This window comes from Collinsella aerofaciens, from assembly GCF_040910185.1.
Lineage (GTDB): Bacteria > Actinomycetota > Coriobacteriia > Coriobacteriales > Coriobacteriaceae > Collinsella > Collinsella aerofaciens_BF.
In genome coordinates, this window is sequence record NZ_JBDGBA010000026.1 from 1 (window position 1) to 22,539 (window position 22,539).

Here is a 22,539-nt window from a genome sequence, read left to right on the forward strand (position 1 = left end):
CAACCGTATTCCAGATTCCAGGACGCCGGGCCGACTCACTTCGGATCGGGCGCTACACCAACTTTCTCGACATTACCTGCGCGTCATATCGCGTAGCGCTAACGCGCTGGTTTCCACAATGACAGGAGGTAAAAGTCCTCCCGCATCGCCCGTTGGCAATCCCGTAGCGTTAGCTAGCAGATGACCTGTGTGTGCTCCTCGATGGCGGCGCGGTCCTCGACCGAGATACTCGGCTCGCACACCACGGCGTCCAAATTGTCCAGACGACAGAAGGTGTAGAAGTCGCGCTTGCCGATCTTGCTGGAGTCGGCGATCAGATAGCGCGAGTCTGCCTTACTAAAAGCGAGCTGCTGGATACGGCCCTCTTCCATGTTAGACGTGGACACGTCGCCGTCCAAAATGCCGTTGGCGCCGATAAACGCCGCGTCGATGCCCAGCGCACGCAGGGTATCCTCGGCCGTTGGTCCCACAAAAGCGGCGGTGCGGCGACGGTACATACCGCCCACGAGACACAGGTCGCAGTCTTCGCGCGCCTCGAGCAGGTTAAACACCGAAAGCGAATTGGTCACAATGCGCAGGCGGCACGCCGGCAGCATCGAGGCCATCTGCTCAACCGTGGTGCCCGTACCCAAAAAGATGGTCGCGCCTTCCTCGATAAGCTCCACAGCGCGGCGCGCGATCTGCAGCTTTTCCTCGGAATGCTTAGTGCGCTTTTCGCTGTGCGAATACTCGTGGCGCAACATAGCGTGAGGACGACCCTGCGCACTACGGGCTCCGCCGTGCACGCGCTCGATCTCGCCCAGGCTCGCAAGTTCCTCAAGGTCGCGGCGAATCGTCATGTCCGAGACACCTAACGCATCTGAGATCTCCTTGACCGAGACCGTTCCCTGTTCCTCGAGCAGCTGCCGAACCTTATCCTGTCGCTCCGCTTTAATCACGATGAGTCCTCGCTGTTCCACGCTCACGTCAATTCAAACAATAACGAACAAATTGTATCAGACTCGTGCACACCTAAAATGAGCGCCCGTACAGCTCCAATCATCACTTTTTTGAGAAAAATACCCCCTGCTTTAGTGGGGTGTAGTGATAATCTCGCGTGTTCGCGCTACAGTTTGTCGGAAATACCTCGATGTTAGGAACCAAATGATCACTTCCGAGCTTTTCGGCACCGCGCCATGCGGTACCCCCGTTCATCGTTACACCCTCAACGGGCCCGAGATCTGCGTTCGCATTATGGACTATGGCGCCACCGTGCTGGGTATCGATGTGCCCGACATTCCCGGCAACGTGCGCGATGTGGTGCTGGGCTTCGATAAGCTCGAGGATTACTTTGACAACCCCGCCTGCTTTGGCGCGACCATCGGCCCCGTGGCAAACCGCACCGCGGGCGCCACAATCACCATCGACGGCACGGACTGGCATATGCCGGCCAACGAGGGCGTCAACAACCTGCACAGCGATCTTGAGCACGGCCTGCACAAGCGCGTATGGGATGTTGAGCTCGACGAGGTCCACAATGCCGTGCGCATGACCACCTCGCTTGAGGATGGCGAGCTGGGCCTGCCCGGCAACCGCACCTTTACGGCCATGTTTACCGTTACACGCACCGGCGTCTTTCGCATCGAGTATGGCTGCGAGAGCGACCGCGCCACCTACGTGTCCATGACCAACCACACGTACTTTAACCTTGCCGGCCATAACGCCGGCATGGACTGCGAACATTTCTTTGTCGCCAACGCCGCCCACTACCTGCCCATCAACGAGCAGAACATCCCCACCGGCGAGATTGCTCCGGTCGAGGGCACGCCGTTTGACTTCCGCGAGCTGCGTCCCGTCGCTCCCGGCATGGAGGCCGACGATCCGCAGATTAAGCAAGCCCGTGGCTACGATCACTGTCTGTGCATCGATGGCTATCAGTACGGCCGTAATCTGCGCCGCGCGATGCATGTTGAGGAGATGTGGACCGGTCGTGAGCTGGACTACTACACCACCGCCCCGGGCGTGCAGCTCTACACCGGCAACTGGCTGGGCGACGAGCACGCCAAGGACGATGCTAACTATGGCTGGGGTGCCGGCTTTGCCCTCGAGGCAGAAATGTACCCCGACACGCCGCACCAGCCGCTGTTCCCGCAGGGCATTGTGGGCCCGGGTCACCCCTACAGCAATGTGATCGAATACCACTTTATGAGGCACTAAACGCACGGCGCAACATATCGCACAACAGCGCCCGCCGGCACACCGCCGACGGGCGTTTTTCTATCCAGTCGAACGCCCGGTCGTTCGCCGCATGGGTCGGCCTGACGCCCTCCGAGCACTCCAGCGGGGAGAGCGACCGCAGGGGCGCGATCACCAAGGCCGGCAACAAGCACCTGAGGAAGGCGCTGGTCGAGGCCGCGTGGCACTACCTGACGTGCTCGGGGCGGCCGAAGGACCTCGCCAAGGGCCAGGCCCCGGACCGGGTCGCCCGCAGGCATGCCGCCAAGGGCGTGCGGGGGCTGGTCGAGAGGCGGGAGGCGCTGCTCGCGCGCGGGGTCCACAACAACAAGGCGAACGTGGCCACGGCGCGCGAGCTCGCCTGCTGGGTGTGGGCGGTCGGCCTCATGGCCGAGGAGGCGTAGGGGGCCGGTCCCCCGCACATAAGCCGATCACCCCGGAAGCGGTTTGATCCGAAGCCGTTGAGGCGAACCTCAGGTCCCTTTTCTGCGAGCGCCCAGGGCGCCACACGCGTGCACAGACTGTCGGTTCGACGAAGAAGCCTCAGCCGTAGCAACGGATTGCCCAGCGAGAGATCGCCGCGGGCGGATATTAAACTGCAAAGACGAGCGTCGGTAAGACACGCCGAGGTCGCCGCGGACGGGTTGATATAGGGAGGGGGCCTGACCCCACATCGTTGGGGCCAGGCCCGATTTTGCCTCTTGACAATGTCCTGCTCATATTAAAAGGACAGCCCTTGCCAACCCGGACGGCAAACCGGCCAATCGGCAAGGGCTGTCCCCGATCGCTAGTCGTTTAAGAACATCCACGACGACCGGGTGGCAAGGAGTCTCCCCAAGCACCGGCTGGAAAGGAACGTCCCCAGGTGACGGGTCGAGGATAGGCGTGGATTTGGCGCTGATGCGGTCTCAGTCATAGAAAAATCCTCTCCGCCCACAGAGAAGCAGACAGAGAGGATGGCACCTGCTGAAATGGGTTCGAAATCGAGTGGGCTGACCGCCTACTCTTGTTTGGTTCGTTCAATAACCTTTTTGAGAGCCTTTATCAACTTGTAAACGAGATAGATCACCGCAGCGGTGATTCCGACCTCAACCAGAACTATAGCCAGGAGGGAAACCTCTCCGCCAATGTTGATCTTACCCAACACGCCCATATTGAATCACGCTAGATATGTATGCAGTCGTGAGCCATTTATTTCAGCTCCAAGAGTATAAGTCGCAGACGCCATACCGCCTACACCGGTAAAAAGAAAGCTCCACTTTGTTCGTTTGGAAGAAAAACTCTTACTGAAATTCGATAAGGCAGCACCAACGGAAGATGCCTTATGGCCCCACCACGATGTAATGTTGTAGTTCTTGATTGATATCCAGTACTCAGCATCGAGCACTCCAGTATAGAAGTAAACCTTCCAATTCCCATCAGTAGCGTTGTAGTAGCCGTCCCAAATCGGGGCAACATCAGCTTGCTCTTTCTCTATCCCAAAAACACCTGTAGAGCCATCTGGCAGCTCGATAGTACGTTCTTGTTTCGGCCCATCATTCAAATCGAAGCATGCGTCGGCGGGCGTCAAATACTCAGAAGCATTTGCGGAGGGCAATAAAATAAATCCGGTGGCGAAAAATAGGACAACCATTGCTAACAACAACTTGGGCATTTTTTTCATCATGTCCTCCTGTCACGTGTCATATGTAACGACAGCCGCGGCAATTTAATTATCGCCTGGTTCTGACAATTTATTTTCCGGCACAGCGACTAATCCGCAAAAGGCGCCATTTTGTCCGTTAGCGGTTTCTTTTTTATCAACAGACGACCAGGTTCCGACAACTATGTATCGGGGGCGCTCTTAAACGGCTGGTCGTTGGGCGCGCTCTTTCGCCGCCCGGCAGAGACGATATGAGCAGGACATAAAACATTGAGAGCCCCTGCTCATATCGTCTCTGACGGGCGCCCATGGCGCCACACGCGTGCACAGACTGTCGGTTCGACGTAGAAGCCTCAGCCGTAGCAACGGATTGCCCAGCGAGAGATCGCCGCGGGCGGATATTAAACTGCAAAGACGAGCGTCGGGAAGACACGCCGAGGTCGCCGCGGACGGGTTGATATAGGGAGAGGGCCTGACCCCATATCGTTGGGGCCAGGCCCGATTTTGCCTCTTGACAATGTCCTGCTCATATTAAAAGGAACGTCCCCAAGTGCCAAGGGTGTCCCCAACGACTAGTTGAATGGGGTCGGGATTGGAGCTGGGGAGGTAGCGGATTTCTAGCTCTATGCCGAGTTCTTGCAGCTCTTTGAAGGCGGCGACGTCTGTGTCGTCTACGGCAACTGTAGGCGTCGCGGGACGCTTGCCCTCCCCTGCTTGCATGTGACCGATACTGATCTTGGTAATGGGCACACCGCCCTTAACCAGCGCGAGCGCATCGGCGGGTGAGGCCACCATGATCAAAATCCATTGACGCGGCGTTGCGGTATGAATGATGTCGATGGTCCTTTGCACCGAGAAAAACCGCGTCAAAACGCCTTCCGGCGCCGCCACCCTCATGGGTGCCCATTGGCGCGAATCCGCCGCGATCTCATCGTTGACGATTAAAACAAGGTTGGAACCCACGGCTTCGTTCCATAGCTCAACGTCTTGCCCGTAAATGAAACGGTCATCGATACGCGTGAGAAGGATCTTGGGTTGAGCCATGGCTGCCCCATTCTGTTTGAGACCCATACGAGCGGGACATCACGTCTCCAATATTAGTGCATTTAAAGTGAGAAAAGCCGTCAGAACACTTGCGCGGATGTGCGATGTCCCGTATCATAGACAGCCGTTGACGCATCAGTTGCGTCACCACATGGCCGCCAGCGTAGCTCAGTTGGTAGAGCACCGCTCTCGTAAAGCGGGGGTCACCGGTTCGAGCCCGGTCGCTGGCTCCATTGCACAGGATAGCCGCCTTCGGGCGGCTTTTTTGTTGCCGATTTTGAGTGCGCATGCGCCAACCCAAGCATCACCGCGTCGACAGCTCCCCTATTCAAAAACAGAAACCCCGCCAAACGTGTTTCCCCTAGGGGAAACACTTTTGGCGAGGTCCTTGCGTGATTTCCCTAGGGAAATCACGCCATCAGACGAACAGCTCAGCCGAGCAGCGCGCTACTCCTCCCAGTAAGCGTCGGCAAGCAGCTTAAAGCAGATCTTCTTGACCGGCTGTGCGCCATCGCCCGGGAACTCGAGCGTGGGCATGTGAGGCTCGCCGGCAACGAACAGCGCAAACTTGTCGTCGGCAAGATCGCCGGCGATCGAAGCGTCGGAATCGACCAGATCGTAGTCGTCCTTCTCGTCAAACTCCTGAACCAGCGTCAGGCTGCCCGTGGCAACCTTAAAGGCCTCGCGACCCTCGACGTCGATCTGCAGATCGTGATAGCGCTGATGCGTCTCGTAGTGAGCCTCGGCCTCGGGGCGCGTCGTGGGAGCCATGACGTTCGCAAAGACCTTGTCGCCCAGAATCTGATGGCTGCCGACCTCAAGCTTCGCCGGGTCGTTCTCCTCGAGCCAATCGATCAGCACATCGAGGCCCTTGAGCATTCCGCGGTATTCCTCGATATCGCCCAGTGCACCGTAAATCATCTAAATCCCCTCTCGGATCGTTTCTTTGGCGGCTACCCGGCAAACGCGTTACCGACGCTGTTGCCACCCACATACGTCTCGACCAGGGTAAGGTCGGGATTGAACACGACAAGCTCGGCGTCGCGCCCCAGCGTAATGCTACCGCACTTGTGGTCGACATGAGCCAGCAAGCGATGCCAGGGACGACGCCCAAACTCTTACAGCTCAGTCACGACAACGCCGTTGTAGACCTCGTCCCAACGGTCCATGACCAGATGGCCGGTCATGGGATCCATGGCGTTGAGCTTGCCGCAGGTGTTGGCGGTACGCAGCACCGTCTCGTCGTCTGCGCCAGCAGCGATGGCATGTGCGAAGCCTGCGATAGTGGAGTCACCAGAGCCCGTGGCGTTAACGGCAGGGATATCGGGCGTCTTTGCGCGGAACGCACGGCCATTGTGGAAGCCAACGGAGCCGGCAGCGCCCATGGACACGACGACCCAGGGGATATCGGAGAAACGGGCGTCAGAGGCGAGCGCGGCACGGAGCTCGTCCACATCGTCGGTGGTAAAGCTCGTGCCCAGAAGGCCGTTGATCTCGGTCAGGTTAGGCTTGACCAGCTCGGGCTTAATTTCGGACTTAAGGGCGGCCTCGAGCGAAGCGCCCGAGGTATCGAGCAGCACCTTGGCGCCGGCGTTCTCGGCAATGCCCGTGATCTTGGCATAGTAGTCTGCCTCGACACCGCGGGGCAGAGAACCCGAAATGGTGACAACGTCGGCCTTGCCCGCAAGCTCAGTAAATTTGGCGGTAAAGGCATCGAGCTCCTCGGGGGCAATTGTCGGGCCGCTCTCGAGCAGCTCGGTCTGGTTGCCGGCGTGGAGAATGTTGAGGCAAATTCGAGTCTCGCCCTTGATGGGCACAAAGTCGTTGTTAATACCGTTGGCGTCCATGAGCTCAGCCATGTAGGCGCCCATGTGGCCGCCGAGTAGACCGGTTGCCACAACGTCGTCGCCCAGCTGACCCAGCACACGGGCCACGTTGAGGCCCTTGCCGCCGGCGGTCTTTTCGGGCGTCACGCGGTTGACGTCGTCGATAATGAGCTCATCGAGCTGATAGCGCGTATCGACAGACGGGTTCATCGTAACGGTGAGGATCATTTTTAGCTCCTTATCTCGCAGGCTCCTTGTGCCTCGCGATACGAGTCGACAAAACGGAATTACAGAATCTCAATCGTGAACGAGCGTACGATGGTCTCCTTGGGCTTGGCGACAAGGCAGCCGCGCTTATGCTCAAGTACGTCGTCCTCATCGGAGCAGGTCGAGAGGCCGCCCCAGGGTTCAACTGCAACAAAATCGCCCTCGGGCTTACTCCACACAATGAGATACGGGAAGCCCTCAAAGCTCAGGCGAACGCCCTTGTCCTCCCCCTTCTTAGAAAGCGTAACCTGACGGCTCTCGAGCACGTCAAAGATGGTCTCCGCAAAATCGAAGAGCTCGTGCGACAGGGGCAGCGTCTTTCCCACCATGGGGTTCTTGGAGCGGTTTGCCACGTCAATCAAGCCAGTCGAGGGAACGGCGGTGCAGAGCTCCGCAGCCTCGTCTTTCTCAAAGCGCAACTCGTAGTCCGTATAGGCCTCGCCCTCATCGAGCGGACACCTAAAGCCGGGATGACCGCCGATAAAGAACGGCATGTCCTCGGTCCCCTCGTTGGTCACCTCATAGGAGACGCGCACGGCGGTATCCTCGAGCGTATAACGAGCGACAAGCTTAAACGGGTACGGATAATCGCTCAGCAGCGCGGCGTTATCCTCCGAAGCCAGGCACATCGCCAGCTCGTTCTCGCCTTGGCTCAGCAGCTTCCACTCCTGTTTGCGCGCAAACCCGTGGCGAGCGAGCTTTACATGATGCCCGGCAAACGTCATGGCGCTGTTGTCGCGCAAGCCTCCGCAAATCGGGAAGCAAATCGGTGCCTGGCCAGACCACACGGCGGGATCGCCCTGCCACAGATACTCGCGACCTCCGGCCTCAATCGAGGTAAACGAACCGCCAGCCGTGGACACCTTAATAGAAATCGAATCGTTGGAGAGAGCGTATTCCATTGCCCATCCTTTCGAACAACTGCTTTTTTGCTCGCAAGAACCCGTCTCGGCCCTGACCAAAGGACAAACCCGCACGTTCATCGACGCGTCCGGTATCCCAGCCATGTAACGGGGTACCATACAGACATTGATGCAATTACAGCTGAAAGGCCTTCTTATGCGAACCATCATCCTCTACGCCTCGCGCCATCACGGCAATACGAAAAAGCTCGTGGACGCCATCGTCGAGGCACACCCCGAGATCGATACCCTCGACGTCAAGGCGCTTGGCAAAAACGAGTATCCCAACCTGCACGAATATCATCTGATCGGTGTCGCCACGGGAATCTATTACTCCGAGATCGACAAGGACATGGCACGCGTGCTCACGAACGTGCTGCAGCCGCAGGACAAGGTGTTTGGCCTTATGACCTACGGTGGCAAAAACAAGTGGTACGGCAAGGATATCGATGGCATCTGCCGCATGAGGCAGGCCATCTTTATGGGTGTCTACGGCTGCCCCGGCTTTGATACGTGGGGGCCGTTCAAGCTCGCCGGCGGTGTCCAAAAGGGACACCCGACCGCCGAGGAAATTAAGGGCGCCGTCGACTTCTTCGACAAGATCGAAGACGAGTATGGCGACATCATCGTCGAAGAGTACGCCAAGCGTGAGAAGCGTCTAGCCTACGAAAAGGAGCATCCTGCGGGAGGTCTTGTGGCCGGCGTCAAGCGCACGGCAAAGAAGATCGCTAACAAGCTGTAACTGTGAAGGTGCTTTTGAGCGTTTAACCCATACGGCGGGTCCGAGCAGATTCGGGCCCGCCGTCTTTTTCTATCGTTACTCGGTAAAGGCGTTGCCGACGCTCTGGCCGCCAACATACGTCTCGACGAGGGTGAGCTCATGGTCGAACACGACAAAGTCGGCGTCGCGACCCGGCATGATGCTGCCGCACTTATCCTCGATGTGCGCGGAGCGTGCCGGCACCTCGGTTGCCATGCGAATGGCGATATCGGCGCTGGCGATGCCCCAGTCGACGATGTTCTTGACGCCCTGGGCAAGCGTGAGCACCGAGCCGGCAATGCTCTTGCCGTCGGCGAGCCAGCACAGGTTGTCCTTCATGATGACGTCCATGCCACCACTGGTGTAGCTGCCCTCGGGCATGCCGCCGCAACCCAGGCAGTCGGTAATGAGCACCGTGTGTTGCCAGCCCTTTGCCTGCAGCAGCGCCTTGATGGCGGCAGGGTTAACGTGCTTGCCGTCACAGATGATCTCGGCGTAGGTCTCGGGCGTGGACATGGCAGCGCCCACGACACCGGGCTCACGGTGATGCAGCCCGCGCTGGCCGTTATAGGTATGCGTAAAGCAGCTGGCACCGGCGTTGATGGCGGCGATGCACTCATCGTAGGTGGCGTCGGAGTGACCGATGCTGGTCACCACACCCTTGGCATTCAGAGCAGCCGCATAAGCAGCGGCACCGTCGCGCTCGGCCGCCATGGCGCTCTTGACGATGCGACCACCCGCAGCCTCCTGCCACTGATCGAAGACCTCCTCGGAGGGGTCGATAAGATAAGCGGGGTTCTGCGCGCCCACGTGCTTCATGGTAAAGAAGGGGCCCTCCAGGTAGATGCCCTGAATGCGGGCACCGCAGAAGTCGGGGCCGCGACCCTCGTCCGCCTGAGCGATGGCGGCGCAGGCGTCCTTGATCTGCTCGACGCCATCGGTGAACGTCGTGGGCAGCCAGCTGGTGGTGCCGCGACGGGCGAGCTCGGTCGAGCTGATATCGATGCCCTCGGGATCGTTATCGGTAGTTGAGTGGTTGTAGAAGCCATGGATGTGAGTATCGACCATACCCGGTGCGATCCACGATCCCGTGTAGTCCTTAATCTCGCAAGAGGGCTCGTCGGCCTGCCAGGCGCCAAAGACGCCATCCTCGACCATAAGATAGCCGCCCAGTTGCGGGCCTGCCGGCAAGAAGAACTTGTCAGCCTTAATTGCGTACGTGCTCATATGCACTCCTTGCTTCTAAAGCAGTTGACTGTAGTGATGCTTATACCCAGCTCACGTAAAACAAAAAGCGCCCGCCCGCCGTTATGAGCGGACGGGCGCCCTTACAGGGGGACGCGATTAAGCGGTGAAGGGGTGAATCGTCACGCCCTTAACCACGCGGTTGACCGTGCCGGTGGGGCTCGGCGTATCGGGCGTGTTGCCCACGCGCACGGAGTTGAGCAGGCTGATAGCCTGGGCAAACATCACGAACGGCAGAGCAAGGTAGCCCTCGGGAAGTGCCTCGTAGCCCTTAAAGGTGAAGGACTCACCCTCATAGACGGTGGCACCTTCCTGCTGAACGGCGATGGTGTGCTGAGCGATCTCGTCGCCACCGATCTCGTTGAGGATGTCGATGTCGTACTGACGGGTGTAGGCGTCGTTGTTGACGAACACGAAGACGAGCGTCTTATCGTCGACGAAGGACTTAGGTCCGTGACGATAGCCCATGGAGGTGTCGTAGGAAGTAGCGACCAGACCGTGAGCGAGCTCGAGAATCTTGAGCTGGCTCTCCTGGGCAAGACCACCAAAGGAGCCAGAACCCAAGTAGGTCACGCGGTTGAAGTCGCCGGCCAGGTAATCGGCGATCTCAGGCTCACGAGCGATGACCTCCTCGCCCATCTTGGCGATGGTCTCGACCCACTCGGCCTTCTGCTCGTCAGAGGCAGTGTCGAAAATAAGGGTGGAGAGCAGGGTCATGCAGGAATAAGAGCCGGTCATGGCGAAGCCCTTGTCGTTGGCGCGCGGAATGAGCAGCGTCAGCGCGTTGGGATCATCGGCAGACTCAACGGCGAGCTTGCCCTCGGGAGCGCAGGTGATGTTGAGGAACTTGACGTTGTGGACGAGCTCCTTGGCAACGGCAACGGCGGCAAGGCTCTCGGGGCTGTTGCCAGAGCGGGCAAAGGAAACCACGAGCGTGGGATCCTCGGCGCGCAGGAAGTCGCGCGGAGCGCTCACGATGTCGGTCGTGGCGATGGGCTTAAAGTCGTAGAGATCAGTGTTGCCAGCGTGACGCAGGTACGGGGCGCAGGTATCGCCAACGTAGTCGGACGTACCGGCACCGGTGAAGACAACGGACAGACGGCCCTCGCCCATAGCGCGAGCCTCGGCCAGGAAGGCCTCGATGGCCTCCTTGTTCTTGCGATAGATGTTGAGCGTATCACGCCAAAGCTCGGGCTGCTGGGCAATCTCGGCCGTGGTGATCTGGGCGCCGAGCTCGGTGAGCTCCTCGACACTCTTCTCGAACATTTCTAATACCTCTCTCTAGAAGTAATCCTCTGACGTGCAATTATACACTTCGGTTGGTTATCTGGTAGTAACCAGTTAAATGCAAAGAATCACCATATGGAAACGATGCGGACACTAGTTGCTACGCTGGTGGTAAACCTTGTATTTAAACTGATCGGCACGAGCAACCGAGAGTGTATACTCCACAACCTCGTTTGACTCGTTATACGTAGTTCTGACCAAATCGAGCACAGGCGAGCCCTCGACAATTCCCAAAAGGTGGGCATCGGTGGGACGGGCTATGCTCGCATAGAACTCCTCTTCGGCCACGCGAATCTTTTGCTGAAAGTCCTGCTCAATCACATCGTAAAGCGGCTTACGCTCCAGCAGCGGTCGCTTTAGGGACAGAAATTGACGAACCGGCAGATAGCTGCGTTCGACCATCATGGGCATATTGTCGGCAGAACGAAGACGCTTGAGCTTAAAAATGCGATCACCGATGCGCAATCCCATATGCTCGGCCAGATTCTTATCGGCCTCCATCTCGCAAAACTCGAGAATCGTGGTCTCAGGTTCTCGACCCATCGCGCGCATCTGCTCGGTAAAGCTATAGGACTGCATAAGATTGGTTGCCTTTGCCGAACGGTCGGTCACAAAGGTACCGCGACCGTGCTGCCGAACCACCAGTCCTAAACGCTCCAGTTCCTGCAGAGCCAGGCGTACTGTAGTGCGCGAGAGACCATAGCGCTCCGAAAGTTCGCGCTCGGAAGGAATCATGTCACCGGCGCGATATTCATGGTCGATCTTTTCGGTCAGAATATCGACCAGCTGATCGTACAGCGGTTGCTTACGCGCTCCGATCGCCATCCTATCCTCCCTTTTGCTCGAATTCGGCTAACTACCTAGGGTGTTTAGCATTATCTGTCTGCCACACCCGAATCAACAAGAAAACAAAAGCCGCGCGCTCTTTCGAGCACGCGGCTTTTAACATACACATGGCTTAAGGGGTCGGGGTGTGAGCCGCGTAGGGACACACGCCTCAAGCTAGAGCCTTACCAGATGCTCGGCCAGAGACCAAGCGGGCCAGCGCCCAGGATGCCAAGGACGAAGAGCAGGAGAATGCCCTTGGTCGGGGTCCAGCTGTGCTTAGCGAACATGTAGTAAAGCAGCAGCGTAAGCATAAGCGGGACGAGCTTCGGGACGATGGTGTTGAGGGTGTCGGCAACAGAGAAGTTGACCGGATCCTCGGTAACGGTGCCGTAGGTAACGGACTCCATGCCGTTGCCCAGATCGGTGACGCCGCACTCGACAGCGTTGCCGTCGGCATCGGAAGCGGTGAGGGCGTTGCCGTCCTCATCGGTCATGGCGATGGTACCGGCCTCAGCGGTCTCGGTATCGATGCCCTCCATACCGGTGAAGTTCTCGGCCTCCTTCTCGGAGACGATCACGGTAGTAGCGGAGAGGCCACGGGTGGTGCCGTTGGGGATCTGGAGGTTGATCTGGGTGCCACCCATGGTGACGACCAGGCAACCGACGACGAAGACGCCCATGATGGAAGCGGCACGCGTGAAGGCCTGCATGTTGGCGGTCAGAGCGTCAATAGCGCTGGTGCCAAGCTTGTAGGACCAGTTCATGAGCCAGAAGCGCAGAGCGAACTGGACGACGTTAAAGATCACCAGGAAGATGATCGGTGCAGCGGCGTTGCCGTTGATGGCCATGTTAGAGGTGATGCCGGCCGTGATAGGCACAAGCGTCAGCCAGAACAGGGCGTCACCGATACCACCGAGCGGGCCCATTGCGGCGACGCGGACGGCGCGGATCGTGGGGATGTCAACCTTGTTCTGCTCGAGCGAAAGCACGATGCCCATAACAAAGGTGACAAGGAACGGGTGGGTGTTGAAGAACTCCAGGTTGTGGCTCATGGAAGCCGCGAGGTCGTTCTTGTTGGTGTGGATCTTCTCCAGACCGGGGATGATGGAGTAGAGCCAGCCAGCGGCCTGCATGCGCTCGTAGTTGAACGATGCCTGCAGGAAGCAGGAGCGCCAAGCCATCTTGTTGAGGGTCTTCTGGTCGAGCTGCGGAGCAGGAGTGAGATCCTCGTAGTGCTCCGGGATCACATACTCATTAGATGCCATCTTCGAAGTCACCTCCGTCAGAAACAGCTGCACCCTTCAGCTCGGTCTGCTGCTGGAAGTCCCAGAAAGCGATGCCGAAGCCGATGAGAGCGAGGATGAGCAGAGCAGGGGTTGCCAGCGAATCGTTGGCAACGGTGATGAGCGCGAGGCCAAAGCCCATGAGGAAGAAGCCCCACATATCGCGGTTCATCATAACCTTGAGCAGGACGGCGAAGCCGACGAAGCGCATCATGCCGCCTGCAGCGGAGAGACCGGTCTGCAGCCAAGTCGGGATGGCAGAAGCGATGGTCTGACCGATGGTAGCGCCAGCGATGAAGAACAGGGTGACGACGACAGCGAAGATCAGGCCGAGCAGAGCCATGGCGAAGTAGTTCAGGCGCTCGATGCCCTTGGTGTCCGCGTTGTGAGCCATGTTATCGGCCGTGGACATAAGCGGGGACATAAGCGTGAAGACCAGGGTAACGCCAAGCTGGCCAAGCAGAGCGAACGGAATGGCGAGACCGACTGCCGCGTTGGGCTCGAGGCCCGTGGCGATAGCGAGAATGGCTGCCATGATGCCGCCGATGACGGCGTTAGGCGGCTGAGCGCCTCCGATCGGCATGTTGCCGATCGTCATGAGCTGATAGGTACCACCCACGAGAAGACCGGTGTTGAGGTCGCCAAGGATAAGACCGATGACGGCGCCGGTGACGATGGGCTGATAGAGAGACTCGAGGAAGTCAAACTGGTCGATTGCCGCGATGAACGTGACGACGAAGACCAGAGCGATCTGGATGATCGAGTATTCCATCTTGCTCCTCCTTTCAAAATGTATGTACGCACTTTGGATTTCACGTACAGAACGTCAGGGTTTCACTCCTGACAACGTGGATCACGAGGATTACGAGAAGAGCTTGCTCGTGTCCTCAACAGGCGTGCTCGGAACGCGCCTGATCTCCAACTCCACCCCCAATTCCTGCAGCTCTTTAAACGCAGCGACATCCTCGTCGTTAACTGCGACGGAGGTGGCGACTTGGCGCTTTCCTTCCGACATGTGCATGTTGCCGATGTTTACCTTCTTTATAGGCACACCGCCCTTGACGAGCGTAAGCACGTCTTCCGGTGTTTCGGCCACGATGAAGATCTTCTGGCGCGGGCTCGCCTTGCCAATGACGTCGATGGTCTTCTGCAGAGAGAAGAAACGCGTAGCGACGCCGGCGGGAGCGGCCATCTTCATGAGGTTCTGGCGCATGGTGTTGGACGCCACGTCGTCGTTGGCGACGAGGATGAGGTTGGAGCCCAGGGTGGAGTTCCACTGGGTGGCAACCTGACCATGAACCAGTCGGTTATCGATGCGGGTAAGAAGAATGTTGGGTTCTGCCATGTTGATCAGCTTCCTTTCGTTATTTGCTGACGACAGTTACTTGATCTCCTGAATCGCGTAACGCGAAACATCTACGACGGCTCCGGATCGGACTTTGATCTGGACCTTCTCGCCTTCGATGCCTTTGACGGTTCCGTAGATACCGCCGGCGAAAAGAACCTCTTGACCCGGCTTGAGCTCGGTGTGCAGCTCCTTGAAGTACTTCTGCTTCTTCTTCATGTTGATTTGCGACCAGATGGTGTAAATCAAGCCCATGATGACAAGCAGGCCTAAAAGGGCGACCGAGGAGCTCAGGACGTTGGCTCCGAAATCGGCCATTAGATGCCGTCCTCGTCGCCGAAGATATCCTCTTCCTCGGAGCCGGCAACGGATGCGACCGTCTGGGCGGTGACGCCCGTCTGGCCAACGGTCACGGCCTGCTCGCCAAGCTCGGCGAGCGTGGCATTGCCGCGGAGGAACAGAAGCTCAATAACCATGGGAAGGTTGGTGCCAGTCAGAACCTCGACGTTGTCGACATCCTGGGCAATCATCATCGACTGGTTGAATGGGGTGCCGCCAAGCAGGTCGGTAAAGACGAGCACGCCATCGCACTCCTCGCGCATGGCGGTAATAGCGGCGCGGAGATCCTCACCGTAAGAAGCAGCCTGGTCGCCCTCAAAAGGAACGACGGTAAAAGCGGGCTGGTCGCCGGCAACCATAGCGATAGCGCTAGCTAGGCCGGGTGCGAACTGTCCATGACCGGTAAGAATAAAGCCAACCATTCAAATTTCCCTTCCGAAGGTGTGTACAATCTGAGTCCGATGATTTTCGGAAGCCAGCGGGCGCTCGCCCTTAAAGCTTCTTAGAAAGCGTTCTTTGAAGACCAGTGGTTTCTAAACTGGTAGTAACCACGTGACGTGTTGTTGTCACTATATCACCCCAGAAGAGGTCGCTTTCGTTGATTCATACGGTAAAACGTTTTTGCACCGCTCACGGTGATATTTCGACCGTTTACCGGTCGTTAACACTTCTACCTGCGGTTTTGAAACCGTTTCGAAATGCTTTGGCAAAAGATCGGAACTTTTCCTGTCCCTAAACAACGCAGGGCGGCTAAAAATAGCGTGTAGAAAAATTGCAGGTCATTGTGAAGATATGTGAATTGGTCTTTTTGACTTAATACCAGTTAGAACCAGTTTTGAGATTATCGGTGAACGGTAGTTTTCGACCGTTCACCGGTTACTTGCAATCGTTTGCAGTTGTTTTCCCATATGAATCGGGGAACCCGATGAAGCACTTGTGCGATCACGGAAAGTTTTGACATTTGTCCTCATCCCCCGCGCACCAAACTCCGGCACCCAAAATGAGCCAATAGTTCACGCTAATCGTTTTCAATCATTACTTACTCAATATTCGTAATTATTTATCGTTTATCATTAATTCTGATATGATACAAGTATCATCCAAGACATTGGTTGGAGGAGCTATGATCCGCTGGAACGTATCCAAATCGAATGAAGCCATCGACCGTGAACAGGCAATAGCCGATCTGAGGAAGCTCACTCGCATCTGCAAATGGGCCACAATCTGCATTACCACCGCGCTCGCTCTGGGACTCCTCGCAGTCATTGCGATTGACCTTCTACTCATATTGCCTGGACTCTCCCAAGGGTCGTGTCTCCAATCCGTAGAACTTCAAGCCGGCGAAGGACCGTGCCTTGCTATCGTCGGTACCAATGCACAGGCCCCACTTATGCTCGTCGCACACGATGGTCACACTGCCATAGGAAGCCTCTTGATGACATGTCTCGCGCTTACCATCGCGCTAAGCGTGCGCAGGCTTTTCTTCAACATTGAAAAGAAAGGCAGGCCCTTTGACCTTGAATGTAACCAGACACTTCGTCGAGTAGGACATTTATTCCTTATCGGCGGCGTTTCCGTGAGACTTCTTGGTGCCGTAATCACGGGAATGATACTCTCAGGATTTGGCGGCAGCTTTACGAATGCGTTCGTCGGCCAGTTATTCGAGCCCTCCATGCTCTTTGCAGGCCTGATTATTTGCCTGATTGCCAGCATCTTCCGCTACGGGTATATCCTGCAAAAACAAGATGACGAGTTGCTCTAGGGGGAATCCATGATTATTCTGCGGCTTGACCGCATGCTTGCCGAACGCAAGATCTCATCCAAAGAGCTTGCGGAACGCGTGGGCATCTCCCAGGTCAATATGTCGCGCATCAAGACGGGCAAGGTTTCTGCCGTGCGCTTTTCAACTCTTGATGCGATATGCCGGGCACTCGACTGCCAACCGGGCGATGTGCTGGAATATATGCCTGACGATGAAGCCGATAACCTTTTTGGACTTAAAGATTCATAGGCATAATTTAGCCACCAGCGCCTAAACGCAAATAGCCCGCTAGAACAACATCCGTTCTAGCGGGCTATTCAGATATTTCGGCTACGCGCTCGGTAGCTCAGACAAATCTTTACGCAAACAGGCCGTAGATGCTGATGTTGGCCTTGGCGTACAGGCCGTTAGCGTACTCGGTCCACTTGGAGCTGGCGCTCGAGGCCTGCGAAGAATACTGCTGATAGGCGGTGTAATAGGCGGTCATGGCCTGCTTATAGGTCGCGCTATCGGCCGTAAAGGCATCGTCGGCAAAGGCCTTGGCATAGGTGCTGTCGGCGTCCTTCCAAGTGCCCTTCTCGCTATCCCACTCGTCACCGGCAAGGTTGATGATGTAGTCGGCGTAGTCCTTGCTCGCGGTCTCCTCGTTGCCGTCAGCAGGCTCGGTCGGAGCGGTCAGCATGCTTGCGGAGCTATCGCCCACCTTCTTCTTGTAGAGCTTCTGCAGCGTCGCGGACTGGCGGACGATCTGCTTGGCCTGGTCCTTGGACACGCCATACTGCGTGGCCATGGTCTTGTAGTCCGAAGTGCCGATGGAATCCTCGGCGTATTTCTTCATCTCCTTAGAAGAGACGGTGATGCCCTCGTCCTCGGCAGCATCGAGCAGGATCTTGTTGCGCACGTAGGACAGGATGACGTCGGCAGACGGAGCGGTATAGTTGCCGTCGTCGTCCTTGACGGTGTCGAGGCTGTACTGGCTCTCGATGGCCTCGCGCGCGGTGATGTCACTCTTCTTGCCGTTGTAGCTGTAGCTTGCCACGGTCGAATCGAGCTGGTCCTCGGTCAGGGTCGACGAGCCGACACCCTTGCCGCCAAAGCCGCCATTGCCAATAAAGAAGCCAATCACGGCAGCAATCACGACTGCAACCACAAAGGCGGCAATCATCGTCTTCTTGTGCTTGCAAGTGTGGTCATCCACGTCGGAGTCGTCCTCGTCCTGCTCCTCGGGCATCAGATTCTCGTCAGCGGCATCCGCGGCAATCTGAGCCTCCAGACGGGCGTCCTCCTCCTCGGCCGTCGTACCGGCAGCAATGTGCTCGGCAGACGTACCGGTGACCAGGTCGATCTTCTCGTCCTCATCACCGTCGGGGCCTTCGCCGCGCTCGATGATCTGAATGCCGTCGATCTCGTCCTTCTCGTCCTTCTTTTGAATCAGACCCATATCGGTTACTCCTTGTTAGGAAACATAGTCTTCAATAGAATACGCCCGACAGAGTGCCGGGCGTATTGATTCTTAGGTTATACGCAAACACTTAAGTACTATTTAGGCGTTTGCAGCGTGCATACCTTAGGCCAGGTGCGCGATAACGGCATCGGCAAAGGCCTGCGTGCCCACGGCGCCCTCGACGGAGCCGGTCTGGGCACGACGCACGTCACCGGTAACCTGCTCGCCCTCGTCGAGCGTGGCAGAGACGGCGGCGCGAATGCGATTGGCAGCGTCGTTCTCGCCCAGGTGATCGAGCATCATCGCAGCAGAGAGGATCTCGGCCGTGGGGTTGGCGATATCCTGGCCAGCGATATCGGGCGCGGAGCCGTGCGTTGCCTCGAAGATGGCGCAGTCAGCACCGATGTTGGAGCCGGGGGCCATGCCTAAGCCGCCTACCAGGCCGGCGCACAGGTCGCTCACGATGTCGCCGTACAGGTTGGGCAGCACCAGAACATCGAAGTCGTTGGGATTCTGGACCAGGCCCATGCAGGTAGCGTCGACGATCTTGTCGTTGAACTCGATATCGGGATAGTTGGCGGCCACCTCGCGCGCAACGCGCAGGAACAGGCCATCGGTCGCCTTCATGATGTTAGCCTTATGCACGGCCGTCACCTTTTTGCGGCCGCAGCGGCGGGCGTACTCAAAGGCGTACTCCACAATGCGGCGGCTCTTGACGATGGAGATGGGCTTGATCGAGATAGCGGAATCGGCAGCGAAGGTCTTCTGGCCCGAGCGCTCGACAAGCTGTGAGAGCTCCTCGACCTCGGCAGCGCCCTCATCGAACTCGATGCCGGCGTAGAGGTCCTCGGTGTTCTCGCGCACGATGACCAGGTCGACGTCGCGGAAGCGCGAGCCGTCGCCCGGCTGCGACAGGCAGGGGCGCACGCAGGCGTACAGGTCGAAGTGCTTGCGCAGTGCCACGTTGACGCTGCGGAAACCTGTGCCGACCGGCGTGGTGATGGGCCCCTTGATGGCAACCTTGGTCTCGGCAACCGCGTCGAGCACGTGCTGGGGAAGCGGCGTGCCAAACTCGTCCATGACGCCGGCGCCGGCCTCCTGGACGTTCCAGTTGATCTGGACACCGGTGGCCTCGACCACGCGGCGCATGGCCTGCGTAATCTCGGGACCGATACCGTCACCGGGAATCAGGACTACATCGTGCGCCATAATCTGTTACTCCTCGTCTTCGGCGTCGTCAGATTTTTTAACGCTAGCACGCTTCTTCTTTTTGGAGAGATCCAGGCCAAAACGTTTAACAAGCATTTCGCAAATCTCGCTCGAACGGGCCTTGAGATAGCTGCCCTTGCCGTTCTCGGCGTCGAACTTAAGGCGCAGCGCGAGCTTCTCGGCGACCTCGGCGTCAATCTCGCCCTGGCCAAACTCGTACAGGCAACCGAGCATATCGCGATACTCGAGGTCGCCGTGGTAGCACTGGATGGCCTCGTCCAGGATGGGCCAAGCCTCGCGCGAGCGCTCGACGCTCGTGGCGCCCCACACGCACAGCAGACGGAAGGCGGCATAGCGCAGCGTGGAGGAAATCTCGTCGAACAGCGCGGTCTCGGCGCCCTCAAAGGCATCGCCCAGCTGCTCGGGGCAGGTGGTGGCGAGCGCCGCCAGGGCATCGAGGGCCTCCCAGCGGGTCTGAGCCTCGGGGCGGTCGAGTGCCTCGATCAGCGCGGGCACGCAGGGCACGACGCGCTGTGGATCGCGCTCGGCGAGCAGGTGCAGCACGCGGGCGGCAAACTGGCGGATACGGCGCGTGGGGCAGCCGAGCTCCTTGACCAGACGGTCGACGGCGTTCTCGTTCTCCTCTGCCAGCTGAAGCTGTGCCAGCTCCTCATCGGTGAGCTGTTCTTCCTTGTTTTCTGCCATAGTTACCTCTTCTTACTATTTCTTAGCGTGCTTGCCAGCACCCTTGCTGTCATCGGTGACCGAGATGAGCTGTCGGTCGGCTGCACCATTGTGACGCGCGCGGCGGCGCTCCTCGGCGTCGCCCGCATCGGCGGCGGCGCGGTGTGCCTTGTTGACGTTAAAGACCTCGTCGTGCTTGCGCCACGGGCCGACGGACTCGCCAAAGCTCATCTTAAGGCCGGCGATAAAGCCGCCGAGCCAGCCGATCGGCGCAAACTGCACCAGCGGGAACAGCGAAAACACCCAGGTTAGCAGGACGACTGCCGCCGCACCTGCAAAATTGGCGATCCAGTAGTCGCGCTTGGTGATGACGCGCTTTTCGCACGCCCACTGGCCGCACAAAAAGCCGATGTAAATCGCAAAGAGAAAGAGCACCAGCGCGAGCACCACGAACGTCCAGCTCATGGGCGCTACTCCCCGTGATGGTGGCCGCAGCAGCACTCGTGGCCGTCGTCATGGCCGTGGCCGCCGCAGCACTCGTGATCCTCGCCATGGTGGTGGCCGCAACCGCACTCGTGGTCGTCGCCGTGCTCGCCGCAACCGCAGCCTTCCTCGTGAGCACCATGCTCCTCGGGACGATACTGCGACCAGTCCAGACCGGCGGCGATGGCGTCGGCCTCCTCCTTGTAGAGGACCGTGATGGCCTGGGTGCCCAGCTTGGCGCCGCCAATGGCGTCGAGCATATCGTAGAGCGTAAAGGCCACGTCGGCACCGGGCAGCGCGAGCTCGCGATCGTCGGCATAGGCGAGCGCCAAGCGCAGGTCCTTGATGAAGTGCTCGACCATAAAGCCGGGCTTGTAGTCGCCGTCGAGTGCCTTGGGCGCCAAGCTCTCCATGGCGCCGGACTTGCCGGTACCGCCCAGGATCATCTGGCGGGTCTTCTCCAGGTCAAGGCCGCTCAGCTCGGCAAATGCCATGGCGTCTGCCATGCCGACCATGCAGGCGCCCAGCGACACCTGGTTGGCGAGCTTGGCAGCCTGACCCTTGCCGGCGCCATCGAAGCAGCAGATGTTTGCCGCAAAGGTGGCAAGGATGTCGCGGACCGGCGCGATGTCGTTCTCGGTAGCGCCCACGATAGCCGTGAGCGTGCCGGCGATAGCACCCGACTCGCCGCCGGTGACGGGGCAGTCAAACGCCATGCGACCAGAAACCTGGGCGGCCTCGGCAATGTCACGGGCGAGCTCGGGCGAGCTCGTGGTGAGGTCGATCAAGACCGCGCCCGGCTTGGTGCACGCGAGCAGGCCGTCGCCCGCCAGGTAGAGCTCCTCAACCTCAGAGGGATAGCCCACCATGGTAAAGACGACGTCGGCGTTCGCCGCGGCATCGGCCGGCGTATCGGCCCAGGCGGCACCGCGCTCGATAAGCGCGGCGGCCTTGGACTTGGTGCGGTTGTTGACCGTGACGGGATAGCCGGCATCCAGGATGTGGCCGGCGATAGGGGCACCCATGATTCCGGTGCCGATAAATGCGACGGAGAGCTTGTTTGCCATGAAACCTTTCCTTTTAGGTTGGGTGTTATTACCAGGTTGAATACTCGGTGCCAGCGTTTGGGCTGTGAGTCGAGGGCGATTACGGACGCAGCGCTTGCCTACTGGCCGCGCACGCGGCGGGCGATGCGGTCGGAAAGCGACGCCTTGTCGGCGCGGTTCTTACCCCAAAACGCGCAGGCCACCATGCCGGGGCCCACGTGCGAGCCAATGGTGGGACCCACGGAGCTGCGAACGATCGTGACGTCGGCGCAGCCTTCCTCCTTGCGGATGGCGGCTTCGAGCCAGTCGCCGTCCTTCTCGGCATCGGCCGTCATGATGGCGATGGGCATGGTGCGGTCGGGCACGTAGTTCTCGCGGAACGACTTGAGAATGGACTTGAGCGCCTTCTTGCGGCCGCGGTTGACGCCGATCAGCGACAGCGAGCCGGCAAGGTCGTAGGAGAGTTCGGGCTTGACATCGAGCTTTGCCGTGAGCTGCGCCGCCGCGGGCGGAATGCGGCCGCCGGCAGCCAGTGCGTCGAAGCTCTCGAGCGTAAAGTAGCCGTGGACGTAGGTCTTTGCCTCGTTTGCCCAATCGACCAGCTGCTTGGCGGTCAGTCCCGCCGAACGCTGGCGCACGGCCTCGAGCGCCAAGAGCGCGCCGGTCGCGCAGGGCAGAGCGTTGTCGACCACGTACAGCTCAAAATCGGGATACTCGGCACGCACGGCGTCCGCCGCCTGGCACGCGGAGTTGTAGCTCGACGACAGCGCCGAGGTAAAGCACAGGTAGACCGTAGGCGTACCCTCTTTGGCGCACTCGGTAAAGAACTCGATATAGCGACCGAGCGACACAGCCGAGGTGGACACGCGGGCACCGGCGCGCATGCGATCGTAAAACTCCTTGGGTGTGATGCTCGACCAGATGTCATC

The 22,539-nt window shown here is 58.7% G+C and carries 26 protein-coding genes and 1 tRNA gene; 6 read left to right on the forward strand and 21 right to left on the reverse strand.

Features of this window, described 5'->3' with window-relative positions; all coding sequences use genetic code 11:
• Positions 1-173 precede the first annotated feature (173 nt).
• Complete coding sequence (locus AB5Z54_RS08865) at positions 174-938, reverse strand: DeoR/GlpR family DNA-binding transcription regulator (protein ID WP_368161254.1); 765 nt, start codon at positions 936-938, stop codon at positions 174-176.
• 205 nt (positions 939-1,143) lie between these two features.
• Here AB5Z54_RS08865 and AB5Z54_RS08870 point away from each other — a divergent pair, with 205 nt between their 5' ends.
• Both AB5Z54_RS08870 and AB5Z54_RS08875 read left to right on the forward strand, forming a co-directional pair.
• Entirely contained in the window at positions 1,144-2,196 is a 1,053-nt protein-coding gene (locus AB5Z54_RS08870) for an aldose epimerase family protein (RefSeq protein WP_368161256.1), read from the forward strand.
• A gap of 62 nt (positions 2,197-2,258) precedes the next feature.
• On the forward strand, positions 2,259-2,618 hold the full coding sequence (locus AB5Z54_RS08875; RefSeq protein WP_438265584.1) for a transposase: 360 nt from the start codon (positions 2,259-2,261) through the stop codon (positions 2,616-2,618).
• A gap of 755 nt (positions 2,619-3,373) precedes the next feature.
• Here AB5Z54_RS08875 and AB5Z54_RS08880 read toward each other — a convergent pair.
• Positions 3,374-3,877: a DUF5626 family protein gene (locus AB5Z54_RS08880; protein WP_368131294.1), complete on the reverse strand. Its 504-nt coding sequence runs from the start codon at positions 3,875-3,877 to the stop codon at positions 3,374-3,376.
• A 510-nt stretch (positions 3,878-4,387) separates the two neighbouring features.
• Entirely contained in the window at positions 4,388-4,900 is a 513-nt protein-coding gene (locus AB5Z54_RS08885) for a PTS sugar transporter subunit IIB (RefSeq protein WP_368161257.1), read from the reverse strand.
• A gap of 157 nt (positions 4,901-5,057) precedes the next feature.
• Between AB5Z54_RS08885 and AB5Z54_RS08890 the strand changes: the two genes are divergently transcribed.
• Positions 5,058-5,133, forward strand: a tRNA-Thr gene (locus AB5Z54_RS08890).
• 214 nt (positions 5,134-5,347) lie between these two features.
• On the opposite strand, the gene AB5Z54_RS08895 is transcribed toward AB5Z54_RS08890, so the two are convergent.
• The 4 genes from AB5Z54_RS08895 to AB5Z54_RS08910 are packed head-to-tail and all read right to left on the reverse strand — an operon-like array spanning position 5,348 to position 7,895.
• Complete coding sequence (locus AB5Z54_RS08895; protein WP_368161258.1) at positions 5,348-5,821, reverse strand: NanQ anomerase/TabA/YiaL family protein; 474 nt, start codon at positions 5,819-5,821, stop codon at positions 5,348-5,350.
• 32 nt (positions 5,822-5,853) lie between these two features.
• Positions 5,854-5,991, reverse strand: coding sequence for a hypothetical protein (locus tag AB5Z54_RS08900; protein ID WP_368161260.1), 138 nt, complete (start codon positions 5,989-5,991; stop codon positions 5,854-5,856).
• 27 nt (positions 5,992-6,018) lie between these two features.
• Positions 6,019-6,954, reverse strand: coding sequence for a hexose kinase (locus tag AB5Z54_RS08905; RefSeq protein WP_022093844.1), 936 nt, complete (start codon positions 6,952-6,954; stop codon positions 6,019-6,021).
• 59 nt (positions 6,955-7,013) lie between these two features.
• Positions 7,014-7,895, reverse strand: a complete 882-nt coding sequence (locus AB5Z54_RS08910; protein ID WP_368161261.1) for an aldose 1-epimerase family protein — start codon at positions 7,893-7,895, stop codon at positions 7,014-7,016.
• Positions 7,896-8,052: 157 nt separating this feature from the next.
• Between AB5Z54_RS08910 and AB5Z54_RS08915 the strand changes: the two genes are divergently transcribed.
• Positions 8,053-8,637 carry an NADPH-dependent FMN reductase family protein gene (locus AB5Z54_RS08915; protein ID WP_233543636.1) on the forward strand — a complete coding sequence of 195 codons (585 nt, stop codon included), beginning with the start codon at positions 8,053-8,055 and terminating at the stop codon, positions 8,635-8,637.
• Between the two features lie 75 nt (positions 8,638-8,712).
• Here the strand turns inward: AB5Z54_RS08915 and nagA are convergent, their stop codons facing one another.
• The 8 genes from nagA to AB5Z54_RS08955 all read right to left on the reverse strand — a co-directional run bounded on the left by nagA (position 8,713) and on the right by AB5Z54_RS08955 (position 15,404).
• Complete coding sequence (gene nagA / locus AB5Z54_RS08920; protein WP_022094606.1) at positions 8,713-9,882, reverse strand: N-acetylglucosamine-6-phosphate deacetylase; 1,170 nt, start codon at positions 9,880-9,882, stop codon at positions 8,713-8,715.
• A gap of 117 nt (positions 9,883-9,999) precedes the next feature.
• A complete protein-coding gene (locus AB5Z54_RS08925) occupies positions 10,000-11,166 on the reverse strand; it encodes an AgaS family sugar isomerase (RefSeq protein ID WP_368161263.1) in 1,167 nt (388 codons plus the stop codon).
• A 114-nt stretch (positions 11,167-11,280) separates the two neighbouring features.
• On the reverse strand, positions 11,281-12,012 hold the full coding sequence (locus tag AB5Z54_RS08930; protein WP_022094608.1) for a GntR family transcriptional regulator: 732 nt from the start codon (positions 12,010-12,012) through the stop codon (positions 11,281-11,283).
• Positions 12,013-12,197: 185 nt separating this feature from the next.
• Positions 12,198-13,280, reverse strand: a complete 1,083-nt coding sequence (locus AB5Z54_RS08935) for a PTS system mannose/fructose/sorbose family transporter subunit IID (RefSeq protein ID WP_022094609.1) — start codon at positions 13,278-13,280, stop codon at positions 12,198-12,200.
• Positions 13,270-14,070, reverse strand: a complete 801-nt coding sequence (locus tag AB5Z54_RS08940) for a PTS mannose/fructose/sorbose/N-acetylgalactosamine transporter subunit IIC (protein WP_022094610.1) — start codon at positions 14,068-14,070, stop codon at positions 13,270-13,272. Before AB5Z54_RS08940 ends, AB5Z54_RS08935 begins: the two co-directional genes overlap by 11 nt.
• 90 nt (positions 14,071-14,160) lie before the next feature.
• A complete protein-coding gene (agaV, locus tag AB5Z54_RS08945) occupies positions 14,161-14,643 on the reverse strand; it encodes a PTS N-acetylgalactosamine transporter subunit IIB (protein ID WP_022094611.1) in 483 nt (160 codons plus the stop codon).
• Positions 14,644-14,679: 36 nt separating this feature from the next.
• Complete coding sequence (yajC, locus tag AB5Z54_RS08950) at positions 14,680-14,961, reverse strand: preprotein translocase subunit YajC (RefSeq protein WP_022094612.1); 282 nt, start codon at positions 14,959-14,961, stop codon at positions 14,680-14,682.
• Positions 14,961-15,404, reverse strand: a complete 444-nt coding sequence (locus AB5Z54_RS08955; protein ID WP_035137680.1) for a PTS sugar transporter subunit IIA — start codon at positions 15,402-15,404, stop codon at positions 14,961-14,963. The genes yajC and AB5Z54_RS08955 overlap by 1 nt, the downstream gene beginning before the upstream one ends.
• Positions 15,405-16,105: 701 nt before the next feature.
• On the opposite strand from AB5Z54_RS08955, the gene AB5Z54_RS08960 reads away from it, so the two are divergent.
• Together AB5Z54_RS08960 and AB5Z54_RS08965 are read left to right on the forward strand one after the other, a co-directional pair.
• Positions 16,106-16,744 (forward strand): hypothetical protein, encoded by a 639-nt coding sequence (locus tag AB5Z54_RS08960; protein WP_368143185.1) that lies wholly within the window; start codon positions 16,106-16,108, stop codon positions 16,742-16,744.
• A gap of 9 nt (positions 16,745-16,753) precedes the next feature.
• Positions 16,754-16,993 carry a helix-turn-helix domain-containing protein gene (locus tag AB5Z54_RS08965; RefSeq protein ID WP_118099149.1) on the forward strand — a complete coding sequence of 80 codons (240 nt, stop codon included), beginning with the start codon at positions 16,754-16,756 and terminating at the stop codon, positions 16,991-16,993.
• A gap of 109 nt (positions 16,994-17,102) precedes the next feature.
• Here the strand turns inward: AB5Z54_RS08965 and AB5Z54_RS08970 are convergent, their stop codons facing one another.
• The 6 genes from AB5Z54_RS08970 to AB5Z54_RS08995 all read right to left on the reverse strand — a co-directional run.
• Positions 17,103-18,185 carry a hypothetical protein gene (locus AB5Z54_RS08970; protein WP_368161265.1) on the reverse strand — a complete coding sequence of 361 codons (1,083 nt, stop codon included), beginning with the start codon at positions 18,183-18,185 and terminating at the stop codon, positions 17,103-17,105.
• Positions 18,186-18,311: 126 nt separating this feature from the next.
• The gene (locus AB5Z54_RS08975) at positions 18,312-19,397 is read right to left on the reverse strand and encodes an isocitrate/isopropylmalate dehydrogenase family protein (RefSeq protein WP_368161266.1); all 1,086 of its coding nucleotides are present in this window, start codon (positions 19,395-19,397) and stop codon (positions 18,312-18,314) included.
• A 6-nt stretch (positions 19,398-19,403) separates the two neighbouring features.
• The gene (locus AB5Z54_RS08980; protein ID WP_006236252.1) at positions 19,404-20,102 is read right to left on the reverse strand and encodes a hypothetical protein; all 699 of its coding nucleotides are present in this window, start codon (positions 20,100-20,102) and stop codon (positions 19,404-19,406) included.
• Between the two features lie 15 nt (positions 20,103-20,117).
• A complete protein-coding gene (locus tag AB5Z54_RS08985; protein ID WP_006236251.1) occupies positions 20,118-20,546 on the reverse strand; it encodes a hypothetical protein in 429 nt (142 codons plus the stop codon).
• Between the two features lie 5 nt (positions 20,547-20,551).
• Positions 20,552-21,631: an NAD(P)-dependent oxidoreductase gene (locus AB5Z54_RS08990; RefSeq protein ID WP_368161267.1), complete on the reverse strand. Its 1,080-nt coding sequence runs from the start codon at positions 21,629-21,631 to the stop codon at positions 20,552-20,554.
• Between the two features lie 98 nt (positions 21,632-21,729).
• Positions 21,730-22,539, reverse strand: an 810-nt coding sequence (locus AB5Z54_RS08995) for a DegV family protein (protein WP_368161269.1), incomplete at its 5' end; no start/stop codon positions are given.

Coding starts and splice junctions, on each gene's coding strand:
- AB5Z54_RS08925 (WP_368161263.1), bottom strand. CDS start 11,166: ATGTTCGAGAAGAGTGTCGAGGAGCTCACCGAGCTCGGCGCCCAGATC.
- AB5Z54_RS08980 (WP_006236252.1), bottom strand. CDS start 20,102: ATGGCAGAAAACAAGGAAGAACAGCTCACCGATGAGGAGCTGGCACAG.
- AB5Z54_RS08930 (WP_022094608.1), bottom strand. CDS start 12,012: ATGGCGATCGGAGCGCGTAAGCAACCGCTGTACGATCAGCTGGTCGAT.
- AB5Z54_RS08960 (WP_368143185.1), top strand. CDS start 16,106: ATGATCCGCTGGAACGTATCCAAATCGAATGAAGCCATCGACCGTGAA.
- AB5Z54_RS08895 (WP_368161258.1), bottom strand. CDS start 5,821: ATGATTTACGGTGCACTGGGCGATATCGAGGAATACCGCGGAATGCTC.
- AB5Z54_RS08940 (WP_022094610.1), bottom strand. CDS start 14,070: ATGGAATACTCGATCATCCAGATCGCTCTGGTCTTCGTCGTCACGTTC.
- AB5Z54_RS08915 (WP_233543636.1), top strand. CDS start 8,053: ATGCGAACCATCATCCTCTACGCCTCGCGCCATCACGGCAATACGAAA.
- AB5Z54_RS08935 (WP_022094609.1), bottom strand. CDS start 13,280: ATGGCATCTAATGAGTATGTGATCCCGGAGCACTACGAGGATCTCACT.
- AB5Z54_RS08975 (WP_368161266.1), bottom strand. CDS start 19,397: ATGGCGCACGATGTAGTCCTGATTCCCGGTGACGGTATCGGTCCCGAG.
- AB5Z54_RS08955 (WP_035137680.1), bottom strand. CDS start 15,404: ATGGTTGGCTTTATTCTTACCGGTCATGGACAGTTCGCACCCGGCCTA.
- yajC (WP_022094612.1), bottom strand. CDS start 14,961: ATGGCCGATTTCGGAGCCAACGTCCTGAGCTCCTCGGTCGCCCTTTTA.
- AB5Z54_RS08990 (WP_368161267.1), bottom strand. CDS start 21,631: ATGGCAAACAAGCTCTCCGTCGCATTTATCGGCACCGGAATCATGGGT.
- AB5Z54_RS08985 (WP_006236251.1), bottom strand. CDS start 20,546: ATGAGCTGGACGTTCGTGGTGCTCGCGCTGGTGCTCTTTCTCTTTGCG.
- AB5Z54_RS08880 (WP_368131294.1), bottom strand. CDS start 3,877: ATGAAAAAAATGCCCAAGTTGTTGTTAGCAATGGTTGTCCTATTTTTC.
- AB5Z54_RS08905 (WP_022093844.1), bottom strand. CDS start 6,954: ATGATCCTCACCGTTACGATGAACCCGTCTGTCGATACGCGCTATCAG.
- AB5Z54_RS08885 (WP_368161257.1), bottom strand. CDS start 4,900: ATGGCTCAACCCAAGATCCTTCTCACGCGTATCGATGACCGTTTCATT.
- AB5Z54_RS08970 (WP_368161265.1), bottom strand. CDS start 18,185: ATGGGTCTGATTCAAAAGAAGGACGAGAAGGACGAGATCGACGGCATT.
- agaV (WP_022094611.1), bottom strand. CDS start 14,643: ATGGCAGAACCCAACATTCTTCTTACCCGCATCGATAACCGACTGGTT.
- AB5Z54_RS08870 (WP_368161256.1), top strand. CDS start 1,144: ATGATCACTTCCGAGCTTTTCGGCACCGCGCCATGCGGTACCCCCGTT.
- AB5Z54_RS08910 (WP_368161261.1), bottom strand. CDS start 7,895: ATGGAATACGCTCTCTCCAACGATTCGATTTCTATTAAGGTGTCCACG.
- AB5Z54_RS08965 (WP_118099149.1), top strand. CDS start 16,754: ATGATTATTCTGCGGCTTGACCGCATGCTTGCCGAACGCAAGATCTCA.
- nagA (WP_022094606.1), bottom strand. CDS start 9,882: ATGAGCACGTACGCAATTAAGGCTGACAAGTTCTTCTTGCCGGCAGGC.